Source organism: Exiguobacterium sp. GL_137, from assembly GCF_057834585.1.
In genome coordinates, this window is the sequence record NZ_CM174406.1 from 375,983 (window position 1) to 394,509 (window position 18,527).

The 18,527-nt window shown below is 51.4% G+C and carries 15 protein-coding genes; 9 read left to right on the top strand and 6 right to left on the bottom strand.

Features of this window, described 5'->3' with window-relative positions; genetic code table 11:
• Positions 1–15: 15 nt before the first annotated feature.
• The 9 genes from AC3IRK_RS02065 to AC3IRK_RS02105 all read left to right on the top strand — a co-directional run bounded on the left by AC3IRK_RS02065 (position 16) and on the right by AC3IRK_RS02105 (position 12,035).
• A complete protein-coding gene (locus AC3IRK_RS02065; protein WP_131503376.1) occupies positions 16–1,326 on the top strand; it encodes an ABC transporter substrate-binding protein in 1,311 nt (436 codons plus the stop codon).
• Positions 1,327–1,400: 74 nt separating this feature from the next.
• Positions 1,401–2,366, top strand: coding sequence for a carbohydrate ABC transporter permease (locus tag AC3IRK_RS02070; RefSeq protein ID WP_114597049.1), 966 nt, complete (start codon positions 1,401–1,403; stop codon positions 2,364–2,366).
• Between the two features lie 13 nt (positions 2,367–2,379).
• On the top strand, positions 2,380–3,165 hold the full coding sequence (locus AC3IRK_RS02075; RefSeq protein WP_026829378.1) for a carbohydrate ABC transporter permease: 786 nt from the start codon (positions 2,380–2,382) through the stop codon (positions 3,163–3,165).
• 25 nt (positions 3,166–3,190) lie between these two features.
• Positions 3,191–5,185 carry a beta-galactosidase gene (locus AC3IRK_RS02080; protein ID WP_489170351.1) on the top strand — a complete coding sequence of 665 codons (1,995 nt, stop codon included), beginning with the start codon at positions 3,191–3,193 and terminating at the stop codon, positions 5,183–5,185.
• Between the two features lie 14 nt (positions 5,186–5,199).
• Positions 5,200–7,332 (top strand): alpha-galactosidase, encoded by a 2,133-nt coding sequence (locus AC3IRK_RS02085; RefSeq protein ID WP_426354638.1) that lies wholly within the window; start codon positions 5,200–5,202, stop codon positions 7,330–7,332.
• A complete protein-coding gene (locus AC3IRK_RS02090) occupies positions 7,329–8,501 on the top strand; it encodes a galactokinase (RefSeq protein WP_489170352.1) in 1,173 nt (390 codons plus the stop codon). Before AC3IRK_RS02085 ends, AC3IRK_RS02090 begins: the two co-directional genes overlap by 4 nt.
• Positions 8,502–9,500 carry a UDP-glucose 4-epimerase GalE gene (gene galE / locus AC3IRK_RS02095; protein ID WP_114597053.1) on the top strand — a complete coding sequence of 333 codons (999 nt, stop codon included), beginning with the start codon at positions 8,502–8,504 and terminating at the stop codon, positions 9,498–9,500. It abuts the gene before it with no gap.
• A gap of 25 nt (positions 9,501–9,525) precedes the next feature.
• Entirely contained in the window at positions 9,526–11,019 is a 1,494-nt protein-coding gene (locus AC3IRK_RS02100) for a UDP-glucose--hexose-1-phosphate uridylyltransferase (protein ID WP_489170353.1), read from the top strand.
• Positions 11,016–12,035, top strand: coding sequence for an aldose epimerase family protein (locus AC3IRK_RS02105; protein WP_188005112.1), 1,020 nt, complete (start codon positions 11,016–11,018; stop codon positions 12,033–12,035). The genes AC3IRK_RS02100 and AC3IRK_RS02105 overlap by 4 nt, the downstream gene beginning before the upstream one ends.
• Positions 12,036–12,084: 49 nt before the next feature.
• On the opposite strand, the gene AC3IRK_RS02110 is transcribed toward AC3IRK_RS02105, so the two are convergent.
• The 6 genes from AC3IRK_RS02110 to AC3IRK_RS02135 form a co-directional block, all read right to left on the bottom strand.
• Positions 12,085–12,600 (bottom strand): methylated-DNA--[protein]-cysteine S-methyltransferase, encoded by a 516-nt coding sequence (locus tag AC3IRK_RS02110; protein WP_188005113.1) that lies wholly within the window; start codon positions 12,598–12,600, stop codon positions 12,085–12,087.
• A gap of 82 nt (positions 12,601–12,682) precedes the next feature.
• On the bottom strand, positions 12,683–14,083 hold the full coding sequence (locus AC3IRK_RS02115; protein ID WP_131503383.1) for a dihydrolipoyl dehydrogenase family protein: 1,401 nt from the start codon (positions 14,081–14,083) through the stop codon (positions 12,683–12,685).
• Entirely contained in the window at positions 14,084–15,298 is a 1,215-nt protein-coding gene (locus AC3IRK_RS02120) for a dihydrolipoamide acetyltransferase family protein (protein ID WP_489170354.1), read from the bottom strand.
• Positions 15,299–15,310: 12 nt separating this feature from the next.
• Positions 15,311–16,309: an alpha-ketoacid dehydrogenase subunit beta gene (locus tag AC3IRK_RS02125; protein ID WP_131503385.1), complete on the bottom strand. Its 999-nt coding sequence runs from the start codon at positions 16,307–16,309 to the stop codon at positions 15,311–15,313.
• 1 nt (position 16,310) lies between these two features.
• A complete protein-coding gene (gene pdhA / locus AC3IRK_RS02130; RefSeq protein WP_214855611.1) occupies positions 16,311–17,363 on the bottom strand; it encodes a pyruvate dehydrogenase (acetyl-transferring) E1 component subunit alpha in 1,053 nt (350 codons plus the stop codon).
• Positions 17,364–17,378: 15 nt separating this feature from the next.
• Positions 17,379–18,521: a Glu/Leu/Phe/Val family dehydrogenase gene (locus AC3IRK_RS02135; protein ID WP_489170355.1), complete on the bottom strand. Its 1,143-nt coding sequence runs from the start codon at positions 18,519–18,521 to the stop codon at positions 17,379–17,381.
• Between the last annotated feature and the right edge of the window lie 6 nt (positions 18,522–18,527).

Genomic DNA, 18,527 nt, shown 5'->3' on the forward strand with positions numbered 1-18,527 from the left:
AAGGGGATCACTCACATGAAATTCAAAAAAACAAAAGTTCTCGCAGCTGCATCAGTTCTGACATTATCGGCACTTCTCGCAGCTTGTGGCGGCGAAGATGAAAAACAAGCCACAACCAAAGACGGAAAAACGATCATTTCCTGGTGGGGTTGGGCACCTCAGCCTGAAGCTGGTAAGGAAGTCGTCGATGCCTTCAATAAATCACAAGACAAATACGTCGTCGAATTCAAACGGTACAGTGAAGATTACGAAAAGCAACTTCAAGTCGCGATGTTATCTGGTAAGGGACCAGACATCATCGGCTTAAAAGAACCAATGATTCAACAATACAAAGACCGTGTCGTACCGGTCGATTCTTACATGGATAAAGCAGCCGGCAAAGGATGGAAAGATAAATTCGTTGAGCTCGGAATTGATCAAACGACGATTGACGGCAAACAATATGCAGTTCCAATCGGCTTTACGGGTCAAGCCTACTTGATGTACAACAAAACGATGCTTGATAAATACGGCGTGACGCCACCGAAAAACTACAAAGAAACAGTCGATGCTGTCAAAAAGATCAAAGCGTCCGGTGATAAAGTCATTCCGTTGATGCTCGGAGCAAAAGATGCCTGGATCGATATCGATGTCTACAACGTCTTAAGCCACCAGGTAGCACCGGGTTACATCCAAAAAGTCTTATCTGGCGAAGCGAAATGGACAGACGACGAGATGGTCAAGACAGCGCAAATCTGGCAAGATCTGTTTGAAAAGAAAGTCTTCCAAGAAGGTGCACTCGGACTTGCGACATACAATGACGGGATGAACCAGTTCTTCGATAAAAAAGCAGCGATGTGGGTCATCGGTTCATGGGAAGCGCACTCGATGACGACAGCTGAGAAAAAAGACAAATGGAAAATCAAAGATGAGCTTGGCTTCACACCACTTCCAAACCTTGCAGGTGGAACAGAACAACCAATCATCGCATCAATCGACATGGCGCTTGCCGTCAACAAAGAATCAAAACAACAAGAAGGTGCAGCTGAGTTCGTTGCCTTCATGAGCCAAGGTGAAGGACAGGAAGTCTACATGGGCGAGTTCGAAATGGCACCGGGAATCAAAGAGGTCAAAATTGATTCAGATGCAGCCTTCACATCCGAAGGGGAAAAAGAGTCGTACAAAATGCTGAACGAAACACTTTCTAAAGCTGTAGCAAGCCGTGGTATCCGTGATACAAAACTTAACGATATCCTCGGTAAGGAACTTCAAAACATCGCGACGGGTCAAAATCCGAAAGAAGCACTCCAACGTGTTCAGGATGCAGCCGATCAATCGAAAAAATAAGAACGATACAGTGAAGTGGTGCGCCCTGCGTGCCACTTCCTGATTTTTAAGATCAAGAAAGTGGGGAAATCGTTATGCAGACAGAGCAACAAGAATTGCCGATCAAACCAAAAGCGGAAACGCTGAAACCAGCACCCCGTTCAAACGTTCCGAAAAAGAAAAGAAAAGGCAAAATGAAGCAAAACATGGTCGGTTGGGCGTTCGTCGGACCCATCGTCCTGTTTGTCGTCGCGTTTATTTATTACGGGATTTTCTATAACGCGTATAACTCCTTCTTCTCATGGGACGGGATTTCGTTCGATAAAGTCTTCGTCGGGTTTGAAAACTACGCGGAAATGTTCCGTGATCCGGATTTCTATCTCTCGCTTAAAAACACGTTCATCTTCACGATTTTAACGGTTACGATTCAAGCCTTTATCGGTCTTGTTCTCGCGTACTTCCTGCACACACAGGGACCGTTACGGACTGCCATGAAATCGGTCTTCTTCTTCCCGGTTGTCCTGAGTCCGGTTGTACTCGGTGCCGCGTTCTCACAAATTTATGACTTCCAATTCGGTTACATCAACGAATTTCTCCGGGCAATCGGTCTCGGCAGCTTAGAACAAAACTGGCTGGGTGATCCGGATATCGCGTTGTACTCGGTCATTGCCATCAACATCTTCCAATGGACAGGTTCATCGATGGTCATGTACTACATGGCGATGCTGACAATTGAAAAAGAAATCTTTGAAGCCGCTAAAATCGATGGTGCCGGATTCTTCCGGACGCTTTGGAGTATCGTCTTCCCGAACTTAAAAGGAACGACGTTCACGTTATCGATTCTCGGTGTAATCGGTGGTCTGAAGACGTTTGACCTGGTCTGGATCACGACGGCCGGTGGCCCCGGTTCTTCAACAGAATTCATCTCGACGTACCTGTTCCGTAAATCGATGCTGCAACAAGAAGTCGGTTTTTCAAGTGCCGTTGCCATCATCTTGCTGACAATCGCTTTACTGATTACGTACATCCAGTTACGTGTTCAAAAGAAAATGGATAACTAAGGAGGAACGTCCCATGAATGTAGAATCTAAAAAAAGCCGTTGGGTAATCAACCTCGTCCTGATGCTTGCTTCGATCGTCTGGCTGTTCCCGATCTTTGTCATGTTCAAGGAGAGCTTACGTGTCAACGGATTTGAAAACTATATCGCAACGCTGCAAAACCCGAACTTCCCGACGTTCGTCTTTAACAGTTTCTTCGTCGCCTTCTTCATGATCATCATCTCGATCACGATTCTCGCGTTTGCAGCATTCGCCTTTTCGAAACTTGAATTCGCCGGAAAACGTCTGTTGTTCAACATGGTACTCGCCGGTCTGATGTTACCGGTCGCTTCGATGATTGTGCCACTGTTCTTCACGTTACGTTCGTTTGACGGTCTCAACAACCACTGGGGTTTGATCGGGGCAGAAGTTGCCTTCTTCCTCCCGTTCGGTTTAATGCTGATCAAAGGATATTTTGACGAATTACCAAACGAATTAATGGAAGCCGCGTACATTGACGGCGCAACGATCTTGGAAGTCTTCTTCAAAGTCATGTTGCCGCTCGCGAAACCGGCTCTTGCGACAGCGTTGATCTATGCGTTCCTCAACTCGTGGAATGAGTATTTGATGGTCCTGACGTTCATGACGGATCCGGCTTATCAAACGGTCACGATGGCACCAAGTTTCTTCAAAGATGCACTCGGCGGTGACCCGGGTAAAATCTATGCGTCACTCGTCTTAATCAGTTTACCGACAATGGTCTTCTATATCTTCTTCCAACGTTTCTTCCAAAAAGGAATGACGGCAGGTGCAGTAAAATAATTTGTTTTCAGTCAGGAGGAGCACAATGTATTTAGGCGTCGATTATTACCCGGAACAAACTCCACGTGCGTTATGGGAGGAAGATTTCCGTTTGATGAAAGAACTTGGTGTCAACGTCGTGCGGTTGGCGGAATTTGCCTGGACGATGATGGAGCCGGAAGAAGGAGTTTACGACTTCCGGTTTTGGGACGATATCATCGAACGCTTAAGTGCCGCCGATTTTGATATCGTACTCGGGACACCGACGGCGACACCGCCGGCATGGATGTGCCACAAGTATCCGGAGATTCTTCCGGCAGACGAGCATGGCGTGACAATCAGCTTCGGAGCCCGTCGTCACTACACGGTTCACAGTGAAACATATCAAAAGTTTTCGGTTGCCATTACGACTGAAATGGCGAAACGGTACGGGAAACATCCGCGTGTGATCGGTTGGCAGACGGACAACGAATACGGTCATGAAAAATCAGATCGTTCTTACAGCGACATCGACCGGGCTGCATTCCAGCTGTGGCTGAAAAACCGCTACGAGACGCTTGACGCGTTAAATGAAACATGGGGAACCGTCTTCTGGAGTCAGACCTATACGGCATGGGAGCAAATCCCGGTGCCGCGGAAAGTCTACCAGGAACATAATCCGTCGTTACTCGTCGACTTTGACCGCTTCTGTGCCGACGGGTATAACCATTACAACAAACTCCAAGTCGATGCACTCCGGGAACATATTCATCCGGACGCCTTCATTACACATAACCTCGTTTACAGTGATATGGCCGTCAATCAACAGCAGATGGCACAGGATCTCGATTATGTCGCCTTTGATAACTATCCGGTCTGGGGTGGTTTGCCGGAACCGAACCGTTTTGAGAAGATGGCCAGCGATCATGACCTTTGCCGCTCCTCAAAACAAGGGAAAGGTTTTTGGGTGATGGAACAGCTCAGTGGAGCGCAAGGCTGGAGCAAAATCGGTTACTTGCCGCGTCCCGGTCATATCCGGTTGTGGACGTATCAGGCTGTCGCGCGCGGCGCCGAAGCGATCGTCTATTTCCGCTTCCGGGCTGCTTTGTTCGGGACGGAAGAGTTTTGCCACGGTATCATCGATCACGATGGAAAACCGAAACGCAAATTCAACGAAGTCAAACAGATCATGACCGAACTCAATACGTTTGGTGACGAGATCAATGCGAGCGGCTATCAAGCGGAAGTCGGCGTCTATTTTGATCAGGAAAATGTCTGGGCCTGGACACATCAGCCGCACAGCGATGCGTTTGATTTCCGGACCGAGTTCGTCCGGTTCTACGGCGGTGCCGTCCGTCGTCAAGCGTCGACGGATATCGTATTCCCGGGTGACAAACTGGATCAATACAAATTAATCATCGTTCCGCTGTATTTCCTGACGAACCCGACATTTGACCAATCACTGATTGATTACATGGAGCAGGGCGGACACGTCATCTTCACGTACCGGACCGGCGTCAAGGACCCGCATAACAATGTCTTGCCGTTAACGTTACCAGGGAAATTCGCGCCGTATGCAGGAATCGAAATCGATGAGTACGAATCGTTGCAGGCTGTACAGGAAAACCGGATTGAAGGCATCGGAGCATTCGCCGGACAAGGTTCACCGGCCCGAATCTGGTGTGACTTGATTACACCGACGTCAGCTGAACCGCTTGCTGTCTACCGGGATACGTTTTATGACGGGGTCGCTGCCGTGACACGCAACGAATACAAAGGAACAATTACCTACATCGGCGCATCGATTGATGATGCGATGATCGATACGATTTACCGGCAAGCGTTTCTCGATGCCGGCGTTCAGACGTTTGAAGCGCCGGATCAAGTCGAAGTCGTCCGCCGTCACGGGGAGACACGTGATTTCCTCTTCCTGATGAACCATGATACGAAAGCAAGCCGGGACGTTGTGCTCGATGCTGCCTATAAAGAGTTGAATACGAACGAGACATATAGTGGAACAGTGACACTCGCCCCGCTCGAGACGCTGATTCTGACAACGTAAGGAGGAGAACGACCATGGCCATTCTTGAACTGCCGAATCAGCGGTTCGTCCTCGAAGGACAACACGTCGCGCATGTCGTGACGATCGGACAGCACGGTAAAGTGTTGCATACGTATTTTGGAGCACGTCTGCCGTATCCATCCGACTATGAAGCATTGCCGAATCCGGTTCTTGCGCACAGCTCATTTGAATCACCGGATGGTGTCGCGGTCTACGACTTCATTCCGTTTGGTGAGATGGTCTACACGGAGCCGACTTTAAAATCAGAACGGGAGGACGGACAACGAATCAGTCAGTTCGCTTTTGAACGCGCCGAGCAATCCGGCAGTGGATTGACGTTATGGTTGTTTGATTCGTTACAAGAACTCCGGGTCGGCATCAAATACGACCTGTACGAAGCGTACGATATGATCGGACGGTCGCTCGTGATTGAAAATACCGGAACACAACCGGTCCGGTTGACGACAGCCCAATCCTTTGCGATGGGAATTCTGCAACGACCGAACTTGAACGTGCACCACTTCGCGGGGACATGGACCGGCGAATTCCAAAAACAGGTGACACCACTAACGCCGGGACGTAAGACGATTGACAGCCGGCGGGGTGTGACAAGTCATCAGGCGAATCCCTGGTTTGCACTTGAACAAGGGGCGACCGAATCAACCGGGGAAGTCATTTACGGACATTTTGCCTATTCCGGTAACTGGTCGATGCACTTCGAGCAGGATGCCTTTGGATTCGTTCAAGTATCCGGCGGGATGAATGAGTTTGATTTCAGTTGGAAACTCGAAGCCGGTCAACAGCTCGTGACACCGGACTTTTATATCGGGTATGCGGCAGACGGCTTTTCCGGGATGAGTGCCCGGGCGCATGATTTCCAGCGTGACATCATCATGCCGGAATCGGACCGGAACAAGGTCCGGCCCGTCCTCTACAATTCCTGGGAAGCGACCTATTTTGACGTGACGGAACACGGACAACGGGCGCTCGTCGACCAGGCTGCTGCGATTGGTTGTGAACTGTTCGTCGTCGATGACGGCTGGTTCGGTGAACGAAACTCTGATCAGGCCGGTCTCGGTGACTGGGTCGTGAATCCGGAAAAATTTCCGGACGGTTTAACCCCGTTGATCGAGTACGTGAAACAACAAAACATGCAGTTTGGTCTATGGGTCGAACCGGAAATGGTGAATCCAGATTCAAACCTTTACCGGACGCATCCCGATTGGATTTACCATAGTCCCGGTGCACACCGGACGACATCACGCAATCAGTTTGTTCTGAACCTTGGTTTACCGCAAGTCGAACAATTTGTGTTTGAGATGATGGATGAGTTGCTTGAGACACACGCGATTGATTACATCAAATGGGACATGAACCGTGCTTTTTCAGAACCGGGCGTTCCGGAAGCAACACCAGCAGCACAACAGGAATTATGGAAGCGTCATGTCGATGCCTTGTACCGGATCTTTGACGAGTTGCGGACACGTCACCCGGAAGTGGATTTTGAAGCCTGTGCCGGAGGCGGCGGAAGAATTGATCTTGGAATTCTCAAACGGACGGAACAGGTCTGGACGAGTGATAACACGGATCCACTGGACCGGTTGACGATCCAACATGATTTCTCGTTTGCCTATAATGCGAAGATGATGAGTTGTTGGGTGACGGATGGTCCGAACTGGCTGAACGGCCGGAACTTACCGCTTGCGACACGTTTCGTCTCATCGATGCAAGGAACACTTGGCATCGGCGGCAACTTAAGCGAATGGACAGCGGAAGAGTTAACGGAAGCAACCGAGTGGATTGCGACGTATAAAACAATTCGGGAAACCGTTCAATTCGGACGTCAGTACCGGTTGTCGGCAGACCGCATGGCGGCTTCCCTCATGCAATATACGTCAAACGATCAAACGGTTGTCCTGGCAGTAGCGCCGATGCGTCAGCACGGCTCAAACCAGTACCACTTCCGTCTGAACGGACTTGAGAAGACAGGTTTGTATCAGGTCGACGGGCGTCAGCTCAGCGGGGCCTACTTGATGCAACAAGGATTGACGATTACTTATACGACAGATTATGAAGCCCGTTGTCTACACATTCAGCCGGTTCACCGCAGCCTTCCTACATCAGAGTCAAAGGAGCCGATCGCATGACAGACCAGACATTAGAACAGATTTTTGAACAACAATTCGGTCAACCGTCGACCCACCGCTTTTTTGCACCGGGTCGTATTAACTTGATCGGAGAACATACAGACTACAATGGTGGACATGTCTTTCCGTGTGCTTTGACGCTTGGAACGCATGCGGTTGCCCGCAAGCGCGATGATGCGGTCTTCCGGTTTTATTCGCTGAACTTTGAAGCTGACGGCATCATCGAAGTCGCAGGGGATGACTTGACACATCAATCTGCCGATGGCTGGGCCAACTATGCCAAGGGCATGATTCATGTCTTACGGGAAGCCGGTTACCGGATTGATACAGGGTGCGACATTTTAATCAAAGGTGATATCCCGAACGGGGCCGGACTGTCTTCGTCCGCTTCTCTTGAACTGGTAATCGGTGTCTTGCTCGACAAACTGTACAATCTGAATGTCGACCAGATTGAACTTGTCAAATACGGTCAACAGGTTGAAAATCACTACATCGGTGTCAACAGCGGCATCATGGACCAATTTGCCATCGGGATGGGCAAAGCGGGATACGGACTCTTACTTGACTGTGAGACACTTGACTATACGTATGCACCACTCGATTTATCCGGTTATACGATCATCATCATGAATACGAATAAGCGCCGTGAGCTGGCCGATTCGAAATACAACGAACGCCGCTCGGAATGTGAAGCAGCACTGACCTATCTGCAACAGTACCGTCCGTATGCATCACTCGGTCAATGGTCGATGGATGAATTCGAAACGATTTCTTTTGAAGATGAACGATTGCAACGACGGGCACGTCACGCGATTTCTGAAAACGAGCGGACGTTGCAGGCGCTCGATGCTCTAAAAGAAGAGAGACTCGAAGCATTCGGTCAACTGATGAATGCCTCACACCGTTCGTTGCGGGTGGATTACGAAGTGACGGGGAAAGAGCTGGATACATTGGTCGAAGCGGCGTGGGCGCAACCGGGAGTCCTTGGTGCCCGAATGACGGGTGCCGGTTTTGGCGGTTGTGCGATTGCCATCGTCGAAGACGAAACGGTCGAGACATTCATGACGGAAGTCGGTCAAGCGTACGAGACGACAATCGGTTATCCGGCATCGTTCTATACGGCAACTGTTGGTGATGGAGCACGAGAAGTCGAACAGGAGGTCATTTAAATGGCAGTACTCGTAGTAGGTGGAGCAGGTTATATCGGATCACATGCAGTCTATCAACTGGTGGATGCCGGTCAGGACGTCGTCGTGGTCGATCATTTAAAGTCGGGTCACCGTGAAGCCGTTCATCCGAAAGCCCGTTTTTACGAAGGGGATATCCGGGATCGTGCCTTCCTTGACACCGTGTTTGAGACGGAAACAATCGATCAGGTCGTTCATTTTGCAGCCTTCTCGTTAGTCGGGGAATCGATGGAGCATCCGCTCGCTTATTTCGACAACAACGTCTACGGCACACAAGTGTTGCTTGAAGCGATGATGGCGCATGATGTGAAGCAGATTGTCTTCTCATCAACCGCGGCCACATACGGCGAGCAGGAACAGATGCCGATTCTCGAGACGGCAACGACGAACCCGACAAACGCCTACGGTGAAACGAAACTGATGATGGAGAAGATGATGCGTTGGTGTGAAACCGCGTACGGTCTCCAGTATGTGGCGCTCCGTTACTTTAACGTCGCCGGCGCACGTGCAACAGGTGAAATCGGAGAAGATCACACACCGGAAACCCATTTGGTTCCGCTCGTCCTCGAAGTCGCCAACGGTCAACGGCCGATGATTTCGATTTACGGCGATGATTATGCGACGGAAGACGGCACGTGTATTCGCGACTATATCCATGTTGAGGATTTAATCGATGCCCATCTGCTTGCGCTGGAGTATCTAAAACAGGGCAACACGAGTGATGTCTTTAATCTCGGTTCAAGCCGCGGCTTTTCGGTCCGGGAAATCATCGAAGCTGCCCGCCGCGTGACGGGACATGCGATTCCGGAACAAGTCGTCGCACGACGTGCCGGAGATCCGAGTACATTGATTGCCGGATCCGATAAAGCCAAAACGATCTTAGGCTGGACACCAAGCCGGACGGAAATCGACACCATCATTCAAGATGCATGGCGTTGGCACGAACAGCGTCCGCAAGGTTACAAAACACCTGTACGGTAAAGAGAGAGTTAGGAGAGTGAAGGCGATGAATGAACTCATCAAACAATTAATAGAGCAGGCGGTCCGTCAACGGTTGATTGAACCGGAAGACACGGTATATGCCCGAAACCGGCTTTTATCCTTGCTCGGGGAAGCTGCATATGTGGATCCGGGAACAGTCGGCACGCGTCCGATTCCTGATCTTTTGGACGAGATGATTGAACACCAGATCACGGCCGGAAAGCTGGCACCGCGTCTCGACGAAAAAGAACGGCTGGCGGCAGAATTGATGGATGTGTTCGTCGATCGCCCGTCTCAGATTACTTCGACTTTCCGTCAGTTGTACGCTGAAAATCCGCAACAGGCGACTGACTATTTTTATCAGCTTAGTCAAGCGAATAATTACATCCAGACGAAACGCATCGCCAAAAACATCCAGTATCAAGCGGACACGGTCTATGGTGAAATCGACATTACGATCAACCTGTCGAAACCGGAAAAAGATCCCCGTGAAATCGCGGCAGCACAAACGGAGGTCGTCGAATCGACCTATCCGACCTGTCTCTTGTGTGTCGAAAACGTCGGATATGCCGGACGGAGTAATCATCCGGCCCGTGCCAATCACCGGATTGTGCCGCTGTCACTCAGCGGTGAACCTTGGGCATTACAATATTCACCGTACGTCTATTACAACGAACACAGTATCATCTTGTCGCAGGAGCACCGGGACATGGTCATTAACCGTCAAGCATTTACGCGGTTGCTTGAATTCGTCGCCCAGTTCCCGCATTATTTTGCCGGATCCAATGCAGACCTGCCGATCGTCGGTGGATCGATTTTGACGCATGATCATTATCAGGGCGGACGGTATGAATTTGCGATGGATCGGGCGAAGACGCTCCAAGAGTTCGTCCTACCGGATCATCCGGATGTGGCCGGTGAAACATTACACTGGCCGTTGACAGTCGTTCGGTTGAGCAGTACCGATGCTGACGCATTACTCGATGCGGCGGACGACGTCTACCGGACGTGGCTGACGTACGAAGATGCCGATCATCAGATTCTCGCGGCAACAAATGGTGTCCGTCACAACACGGTGACACCGATTGCCCGGATGCGAGGCGAACGGTTTGAACTGGATCTCGTCTTACGAAACAACCGGACATCGACGGATCATCCGGACGGAATCTTCCATACCCATGCCGATATTCACCATATCAAACGCGAAAACATCGGTTTGATTGAAGTGATGGGACTCGCCGTTTTACCGGCCCGTCTTTTAGGTGAACTCGAGGAAGTCGAACAATTTGTGACAGGAACAGCCGCTTCGACGGCTCCTTCCCACCAAACATGGGCAACCGAATTGAAAGCAGCATACAACGGACAAGATGTGACGGAGTATGTCCGCCAAGCGGTCGCGGCCAAATTTGTCCGTGGTCTTGAAGACTGTGGTGTCTTTAAACAAACGCCGGGCGGGCAGGCGGGACTTGACCGCTTCCTTGAAACGGTCAGCCGCCAAGTGGCAGGTGATCGACGATGACGAAGCAGACACAATTAATTCAGGAAACGGATCTCATTCGTCATACGCTGACGCAACCGGGAATCGAAGTCGAGATTTGGAATTATGGCGGCATCATCAACGATATCCGTGTTGCGGATCGGGACGGCCGGATCGAGAGTGTCATCCTGGGTTTTGATACGTTAAAGGAATACCAGGACCATTCTCCATATTTCGGAGCCATCGTCGGCCGGGTCGCCGGGCGCATCGGACAAGCGCAAATGGAAGTGGAAGGAACCGTCTATCCGCTCGCAGTAAACGATGGAACGCATCATCTGCACGGAGGAATCAAAGGGTTTGATCAAACATTTTTTGACATCGTCGAAGCCACAACGGACCGGCTTCACCTCCGGTTGTTCAGTCCGGACGGAACGGAAGGGTACCCCGGGAACGTCACGCTCGATGCCATCTATCAGCTGGAAGGTCTCGCCTTGACACTGACGATGCACGCGACGACGGATCAGACGACACCGTTGAATCTGACGAATCATACGTACTGGAACCTGTCCGGAAACTTGAAACGGGATATCCTTGATCATCACTTGACGATCCCGAGTAAAACGTATTTACCTGTTGGAGAAGATTTGTTGCCGACCGGTGAGTTGCGGGACGTGACGGGGACTCCCCTTGATTTTCGAACGGGACGGCAGATTCGAAGCGGTGCGGAATCCGATCATCCGGAAACGGTAGCCGCGGGACATGGATATGATCATCCGTTTCTCTTATCGGGACAGCCGATTCGCTTGGAAGACATGTCAAATGGCCGTTATGTAGAAGTGACGACGAATCAACCGGTCGTCATCCTCTATACGGGGACGCAACTCGAGACGGATTATGAGATCCGCGGTGTCGGTGCTCGTCCTTCGCTCGGTCTGTGTCTCGAAACGCAAGTTCATCCGAATGCGGTGAACGAACCAAACTTCCCGGACATTTTGGTTGAACCGGATCAGACGTACCACTGGGAAACGACGTACCGGTTTGGTGTAAATTCGGTATAAAAAAAGAGAACGGATTCGATTGATGTCGAGTTCGTTCTCTTTTGCTATGTTAGTGCGGTTGAGAAGAGGAAGTCTGTTCGATCGCGAGCAGTTGTCGTTTCATGTTCAGACCACCCCAATAGCCCGTCAGATCCCCTTTTTTTCCGATGATTCGATGACAGGGGACGACGATCAGGACACGATTTTTACTGATGGCGGTTCCGACGGCGCGTGTCGCACCCGGTCGATAAATCCGTTGGGCGATATCTGAATAAGTCACCGTCACACCGTATGGAATATGGCATAAGGCCTGCCAGACTTCCAACTGAAAGGGCGTGCCGATCAAATGAAGCGGGAGAGAAAACCGGGTGCGTGTTCCGTCTAAGTATTCGATGAGTTGTTCCTGGTACGGTTGCATGATCTGCGGATGCTCAATCAGTTCGGCCCGGGGTAACTGTTTTCGGGCCCAGTCGCTAAATAAGTCCCGGGGTTCGTTCAATGCCCCGACATAACACAGGCCATCCGTTGTTGCCGCGATTGGAAACGATGTTTCGTTCCAGCGTAACGTCGTGAAGTATAAGTCCATCATCGTACCTCCTTCAACCAAAAGATTCGCGCAAGAAACCGGTCACCCCTTCTCCAAAAGAGGGCGGGGACCGGTTTTAGGATTACGACTTCGTTAAGACATCTTGTTGGCGGGGCGACAGGTGAATTGCGTGTCCGATTAACGATTCGACGGCTTCTGTCCAGGCTTCGTTCCGGCTCGGATGCGGCATGATCGGGAAGCGGACATCTTCTTCCTTGGCAGCCATCTCAAGAGCTTGTGCAAACGTTCCGGCGAGATCGACGGCGCCTTCGCCCATCATATGAACGCCTAAAAGGAGATTCGTCGTCGCATCGGAGATGACCTTGATGAAACCACTTCCGGCTTCAATCATCGTTGTTCCATTGGCATTAAGGGGAAATTGGCCGGTCCGGATCGAATAACCGGCGTCCGTTGCCGCCTGTTCCGTCAAGCCGATGGAGACGATTGGCGGAAGAGACCGGATGATGGTCGGGTAATAGGGTACCGTCGCATCGGCCAGTTGTCCGGATAAATGTTCGGCCGTCCGTTTCGCTTCATGGATGGCGCGTGTCGCAATCGCAGGACCAGGTGTTACATCTCCGATGGCATAAATATGCGGACGGTTTGTCTGTCCGAATGGATCGACGGGAATCGTTCCGTCTTCTGCTACCGTCACACCAATCCGCTCGAGTCCGAGTTCCAACGTGTGCGGAACGCGAGGCAACGATTGAAACAAAAAAGGAGCGGACCAGGTCGTCTCCTGTCCCTGTTTGACGACCGTAACGGTCACTGCCTCTTCTGCTTCGATGGCTGTGACGGTCCCAGAGACAAGTTGAATCTTTTGTTTTTTTAAGAGGCGTCGGAGTTCTTTGTTTATACTCGAATCCAACTGGAAGTCGTCGGCAATCAACGTGACCGACGTACCAAGAGCTTGAAAACTCATTGCGGCTTCGACAGCGATATAGTCTTGTCCGATGATGACGAGACGTTCAGGTAATTCGGTCAGTTGGTATAACTGTTCGGCATTTAAGATAGAGGGAGAATCTTGTTCGATGCTGTGGCTTCCGGTCGCAATCACGACGTCGGTAAACCGGTACGTATCAAACTGATGCCCCAGCTCGACCCCAATCCGGTCGTCTGCTAAAAATGAAGCGGTTCCGTGCAAGATTTCAATCGCGTTTGCCTGACAGAGCGCTTCGACTCCCGTTCGTAATTGACGGATGGTCCGTTCCCGGTACTCGACCAATTGACTGAAATCGTGGGTCGGGTTGAAAGAAAAACCGAGAGCAGACATGTGATTCATCTGTTGTTTGATATCTGCGGCATGAGCGACGACCTTGGACGGGATACATCCTTTGTTCAAGCAAAGTCCACCAAGCTGTGCCTGCTCAATCAAGGTGACGTTGCGGCCCAGTTGACTGGCACGGATGGCAGCGGTGTAACCGGCCGGACCACCACCAAGAATCACTAAATCACGTTCTTGTGTCAGTTCACCTACGACCATTTAAATCAGCTCCATTAATAAAGTAGTGGGGTGTTCGATTAAGCCGGCGAACCGGTTCGTAAAAGCAACGGCCGTCGCGCCGTCAGCGACACGGTGATCAAAGGACATCGATAGATTCATCATCGAGCGGATGACGATCTGATCGTGATCATCGACGCAGACCCGTTTTTTTGTTTTGTGGAAGGCAATTAAAGCCGTTTCCGGGTAATTGATGATCGGGGTCGCTCCTGTACTTCCGAGGGGACCGACATTACTCATCGTAAAGGTGCTTGGTTTCAGATCGGCAGCTCGCAAGTCTCCTGTCTTGGCACGGGCGGACAGTTCCGCGACACGCGTGTGCAACTGTTGCATCGTCAGCTTGTCTGCGTCACGAACGACCGGGACAATCAGTCCGTCCGCCGTCTCGGTTGCGACACCGATATGATACTGTTGCTCGAGGATGATCTGTTCGTTGGCTTCATCGAGTTTTGCGTTAAACACCGGGAAGTCCTGGAGTGCGACAATCAAGGCTTTGATGAAAAAGGCGTTGACGCTGATCGGTTTACCGGCCGCCTTTAATTCTTCGCGCAAGGCGAGCAGGCGGGTCATATCCACTTCTTCAAAATGCGTGACGTGCGGAATCGTAAAGAGGGACTGTGTCATTTTTTTCGCAATCTGTTTCCGGATGCCGCGGAACGGAATCGTTTCGAACGGTTTAGCAGAAGGGGTACTTGTTTGTTCGACGACATCTGCCTTCTCGACAGAAGCAGTTGTATCGAGGAACCGCCGGACATCCTCCTCCGTCACGCGACCGGATGGATCGGAAGGTGGAACTTGTTCCAAATCAATCCCGTGTTCGCGCGCGATTTTACGCGTGTAGGGGGTAGCCAAGACACGCCGACTACTCGATGAAACAGCCGGTGTTAGGACAGACGGCCGGACTTTGATTTGTTCCGTCGTCTGCCGGATCGGTTGTTCCGCAGTTACGGCCGTTTCTGTTTCAAGGGCTTCAATCAATAATAGGACCGTACCGACCGAGACGGTTTGACCAACAGGGATGATGAGGTCCGTAACGACACCGGAAACCGGTGCCGGTAATTCAGCGACCATTTTATCGGTCGACACTTCGACGACAGGCTGATCAATTGTGACAAGATCCCCGACCCGGACCAGATAGTTCGCAATTTCACCTTCCGTCATCCCTTCACCGACGTCATGCAACTTTACTTCAATCATCACGTTCACTCCTTAAAAATCGACCGTACGCTGGATCGCTTCAAGTACACGCGTCGGCGTCGGGATGTAATGGTCCTCGAGGGCGAATAATGGAACGGGCACGTCGAACCCGGTGACACGGGCTACCGGGGCACGTAAATATAAGAACGAGGTATCGTTGATCAGCGCAAGCAAATCGTTGCCAAGCCCCCCCATAGCTTGTGCTTCGTGGATGATGACAGCCCGTCCGGTTTTTTGAACGGAGGCCGCAATCGTTTCACGATCAAGCGGATAGAGCGTCCGCAAATCAATCACTTCACAGGAAATACCGCGGGTCGCAGCTTCCGTTGCGGCTTTTTGTGCGACTTGGACCATCGCTCCCCAAGCAATCAGTGTCACGTCCTGACCTTCGGTGACACATTTCGCTTTCCCGATTTCAACCGTATAGGCTTCACTCGGAACCGGCTCCTTAAAGGCCCGGTAGCTCCGCATCGACTCGAGGAATAAGACCGGATCCGGATCTTCAATGGCCGCAATCAATAAACCTTTCGCATCATACGGAGTGGAGGGACAGACGACTTTTAAGCCCGGCATCGAAGTGAAAAGGGCTTCCGTGCTGTCGGAATGAATCTCCGGCGCCCGAATGCCGGCGCCATAAGGGGCCCGGATGACCATCGGCACGCCGTAACGTCCCATCGTCCGCATCCGGATCCGCGAGACGTGGGTCATGATTTGTTCGTAAGCAGGATAGATGAAGCCGAGAAATTGGATTTCGACAATCGGCTTAAACCCGTTGACCGCGAGACCGATTGACGTTCCGACGATTCCTGCTTCGCTCAGCGGCGTATCGATGATCCGGTCCTCCCCGAACTCTTCCTGCAGACCGTCCGTCGCCCGGAAGACACCGCCGTTTTTCCCGACATCTTCACCTAGTACAAGCGTCGTCTCATCGTCCGTCAGTTTTGTCCGTAAGGCATCGGTAACAGCCTGGACGAGCGTCATCTCCGTTTGTCGGTTGATTGGTGTCGCCATATCAATTCCCCCTTGCGGTCAGATAATCTGTTTTTTGACGGACTAAATCGTCCGGTAATGTTGCGTACGTATGATCGAACAAATCGTTGACGTCAGGCGGCGGGAAAGCTTCCATCGTTTTGACGGCGGCTTCGACCTCTTCTTGATGCCGCGTCCGGATGGCTTCGATTTCCTGTTCATCGTAGAAACCTTGTTCTTTCATGAAACCTTCCAAGCGGGTGAGGGGATCGATTCGGTCCCGGGAACGGTCCTGATCCCGGTATTTCGACGGATCATCCGCTGTCGTATGGGCACCGAATCGCCACGTGACCGCTTCAATCAAGGTTGGTCCGCCACCGGAGCGTGCCCGTTCCAGTGCAGTCTGCATCGTGAAATAAACGGCGAAGACATCATTGCCGTCAATCCGGACGCTCGGCATCCCGTAAGCCAAAGCCTTTTGGGCAATCGTTTCCGAATGCATCTGTTTTTGAATCGGGACGGAAATCGCATACCCGTTGTTTTGATTAAACAGGATGACCGGAGCCTGGAAGACGCTGGCGAAGTTCATGCCCTCGTGGAAATCACCTTCCGATGTGGCCCCGTCCCCAAAGTAAGCGACGGCGACCTGGGTTGATCCTTTTCGTTTTTCTGCCCAGGCCGCACCGACCGCATGCGGGATTTGTGTGGCAATCGGAACAGCGGGCGGGAAGATATGCAACTCATCCGTCGGGACACAGCCTTCGACACGTCCGTTCCAATACAAAAATGTCCGGACCATGTCGGCGCCAAACGTCAGCGTCGCTCCGTGATCCCGGTACGTCGGGAAGACCCAGTCCTTGTCCTGCAGTGCATACGCACTGCCGACCTGTGCCGCTTCCTGTCCTTCGAACGGCGCATAGGTCCCGAGCCGTCCTTGACGCTGCAGATTGATGGCTTTCCGGTCGAATGTCCGGATCCGGTTCATATGTGTGAAGAGTGCGAGACTCAAGTCTTTTGTCAGCAAATCAGTTTTAGATGTATCAAGGACGTGTCCTGCATCATCAAGTATCCGGTAAATCGGAAATTCGGTTTCCATTCGTGTCACCTCCATTTAGTCGTTCCGGATGTTCCATTTCGGTTTGATCGTATTCGTAAAAATGTTGTTATGGCGTGAGCGGATTTGAATCCGTTTGTTGCACATCCGATTGGCTGCTTCGAGTGTCGTGATCGATTCCGCATGAGACTCGTGGAATACTTCGAGGACCGCATCATAAATATGTTTGGTTTTTAACAGGACACGTTCATGGTTCGCCCCGTATAGTTCGTCGGCAACCTGAATCAGACCGCCGCCGTTGACGATATAATCGGGTGCATATAAAATACCGCGTTGCTGTAATTCGAGCGCAAGGGCATCATCGGCAAGTTGATTGTTGGCCGATCCACAGATTGCCTTACACTGGAGCTGTCCGATGTTCGCTGCTTGGATGACACCGCCATAAGCACAAGGCACAAAGATGTCGGCATCCGTCAGGTGAATTTCATGAGCGGCAATGACACGGACCGTTCCGGGCGTTTTTTCCGCTTGCTCGACGAGAGCAGCGAGAACGGATTCGCTCAAATCGGACACGTACAGGTTAGCACCGGCAGACAATAACTGTTCCGCGACTTTATAGCCGACCTTTCCGAGTCCTTGGACAGCGTAACTGGCCCGGCTTAAATCATCGGATCCGTATAACGTTTCGACCGTTGCCCGTAAGCCGTAAATGACGCCTTCCGCTGTTGGAATCGATGAATCGCCGCTTCCGCCGAAAGCTTCCGGAATCCCGACGATCCGTGACGTTTCCCGGCTGGCATGGACGAAATCTTCCATCGTCGTGCCCATATCCGTTCCGGTGTAGAAACGTCCGCCGAGTGAATCGACGAATCGTCCGAAGGCACGGAACAATTCGGGTGTTTTGTCCGTCGCCGGATTGCCGATGATGACGGCTTTCCCGCCGCCGAAATCGACGTCAGCTGCTGCACATTTATACGTCATGCCACGCGACAGCCGCAAGACATCATCGAGTGCTTCGTCGACGGTCGAATACGGTGCCATCCGGCAACCACCGAGGGCGGGTCCGAGTGTCGTATCGTGAATGGCAATGATCGCCTGCAGACCGGACACAGGATCGTTACAAAAAACGACCTGTTCGTGACCGGAAATCTTCTCCATGATGGATGGTGATGGATCCGTGGATGGGTTCAACATATTCATAGTAAA

Excerpts from the sequence above, each read along its gene's own strand:
- AC3IRK_RS02110 (WP_188005113.1), bottom strand. The coding sequence starts at position 12,600 with ATGGACTTATACTTCACGACGTTACGCTGGAACGAAACATCGTTTCCA.
- AC3IRK_RS02065 (WP_131503376.1), top strand. The coding sequence starts at position 16 with ATGAAATTCAAAAAAACAAAAGTTCTCGCAGCTGCATCAGTTCTGACA.
- AC3IRK_RS02125 (WP_131503385.1), bottom strand. The coding sequence starts at position 16,309 with ATGGCGACACCAATCAACCGACAAACGGAGATGACGCTCGTCCAGGCT.
- galE (WP_114597053.1), top strand. The coding sequence starts at position 8,502 with ATGGCAGTACTCGTAGTAGGTGGAGCAGGTTATATCGGATCACATGCA.
- AC3IRK_RS02075 (WP_026829378.1), top strand. The coding sequence starts at position 2,380 with ATGAATGTAGAATCTAAAAAAAGCCGTTGGGTAATCAACCTCGTCCTG.
- pdhA (WP_214855611.1), bottom strand. The coding sequence starts at position 17,363 with ATGGAAACCGAATTTCCGATTTACCGGATACTTGATGATGCAGGACAC.
- AC3IRK_RS02080 (WP_489170351.1), top strand. The coding sequence starts at position 3,191 with ATGTATTTAGGCGTCGATTATTACCCGGAACAAACTCCACGTGCGTTA.
- AC3IRK_RS02120 (WP_489170354.1), bottom strand. The coding sequence starts at position 15,298 with ATGATTGAAGTAAAGTTGCATGACGTCGGTGAAGGGATGACGGAAGGT.
- AC3IRK_RS02115 (WP_131503383.1), bottom strand. The coding sequence starts at position 14,083 with ATGGTCGTAGGTGAACTGACACAAGAACGTGATTTAGTGATTCTTGGT.
- AC3IRK_RS02085 (WP_426354638.1), top strand. The coding sequence starts at position 5,200 with ATGGCCATTCTTGAACTGCCGAATCAGCGGTTCGTCCTCGAAGGACAA.
- AC3IRK_RS02070 (WP_114597049.1), top strand. The coding sequence starts at position 1,401 with ATGCAGACAGAGCAACAAGAATTGCCGATCAAACCAAAAGCGGAAACG.
- AC3IRK_RS02105 (WP_188005112.1), top strand. The coding sequence starts at position 11,016 with ATGACGAAGCAGACACAATTAATTCAGGAAACGGATCTCATTCGTCAT.
- AC3IRK_RS02100 (WP_489170353.1), top strand. The coding sequence starts at position 9,526 with ATGAATGAACTCATCAAACAATTAATAGAGCAGGCGGTCCGTCAACGG.
- AC3IRK_RS02135 (WP_489170355.1), bottom strand. The coding sequence starts at position 18,521 with ATGAATATGTTGAACCCATCCACGGATCCATCACCATCCATCATGGAG.
- AC3IRK_RS02090 (WP_489170352.1), top strand. The coding sequence starts at position 7,329 with ATGACAGACCAGACATTAGAACAGATTTTTGAACAACAATTCGGTCAA.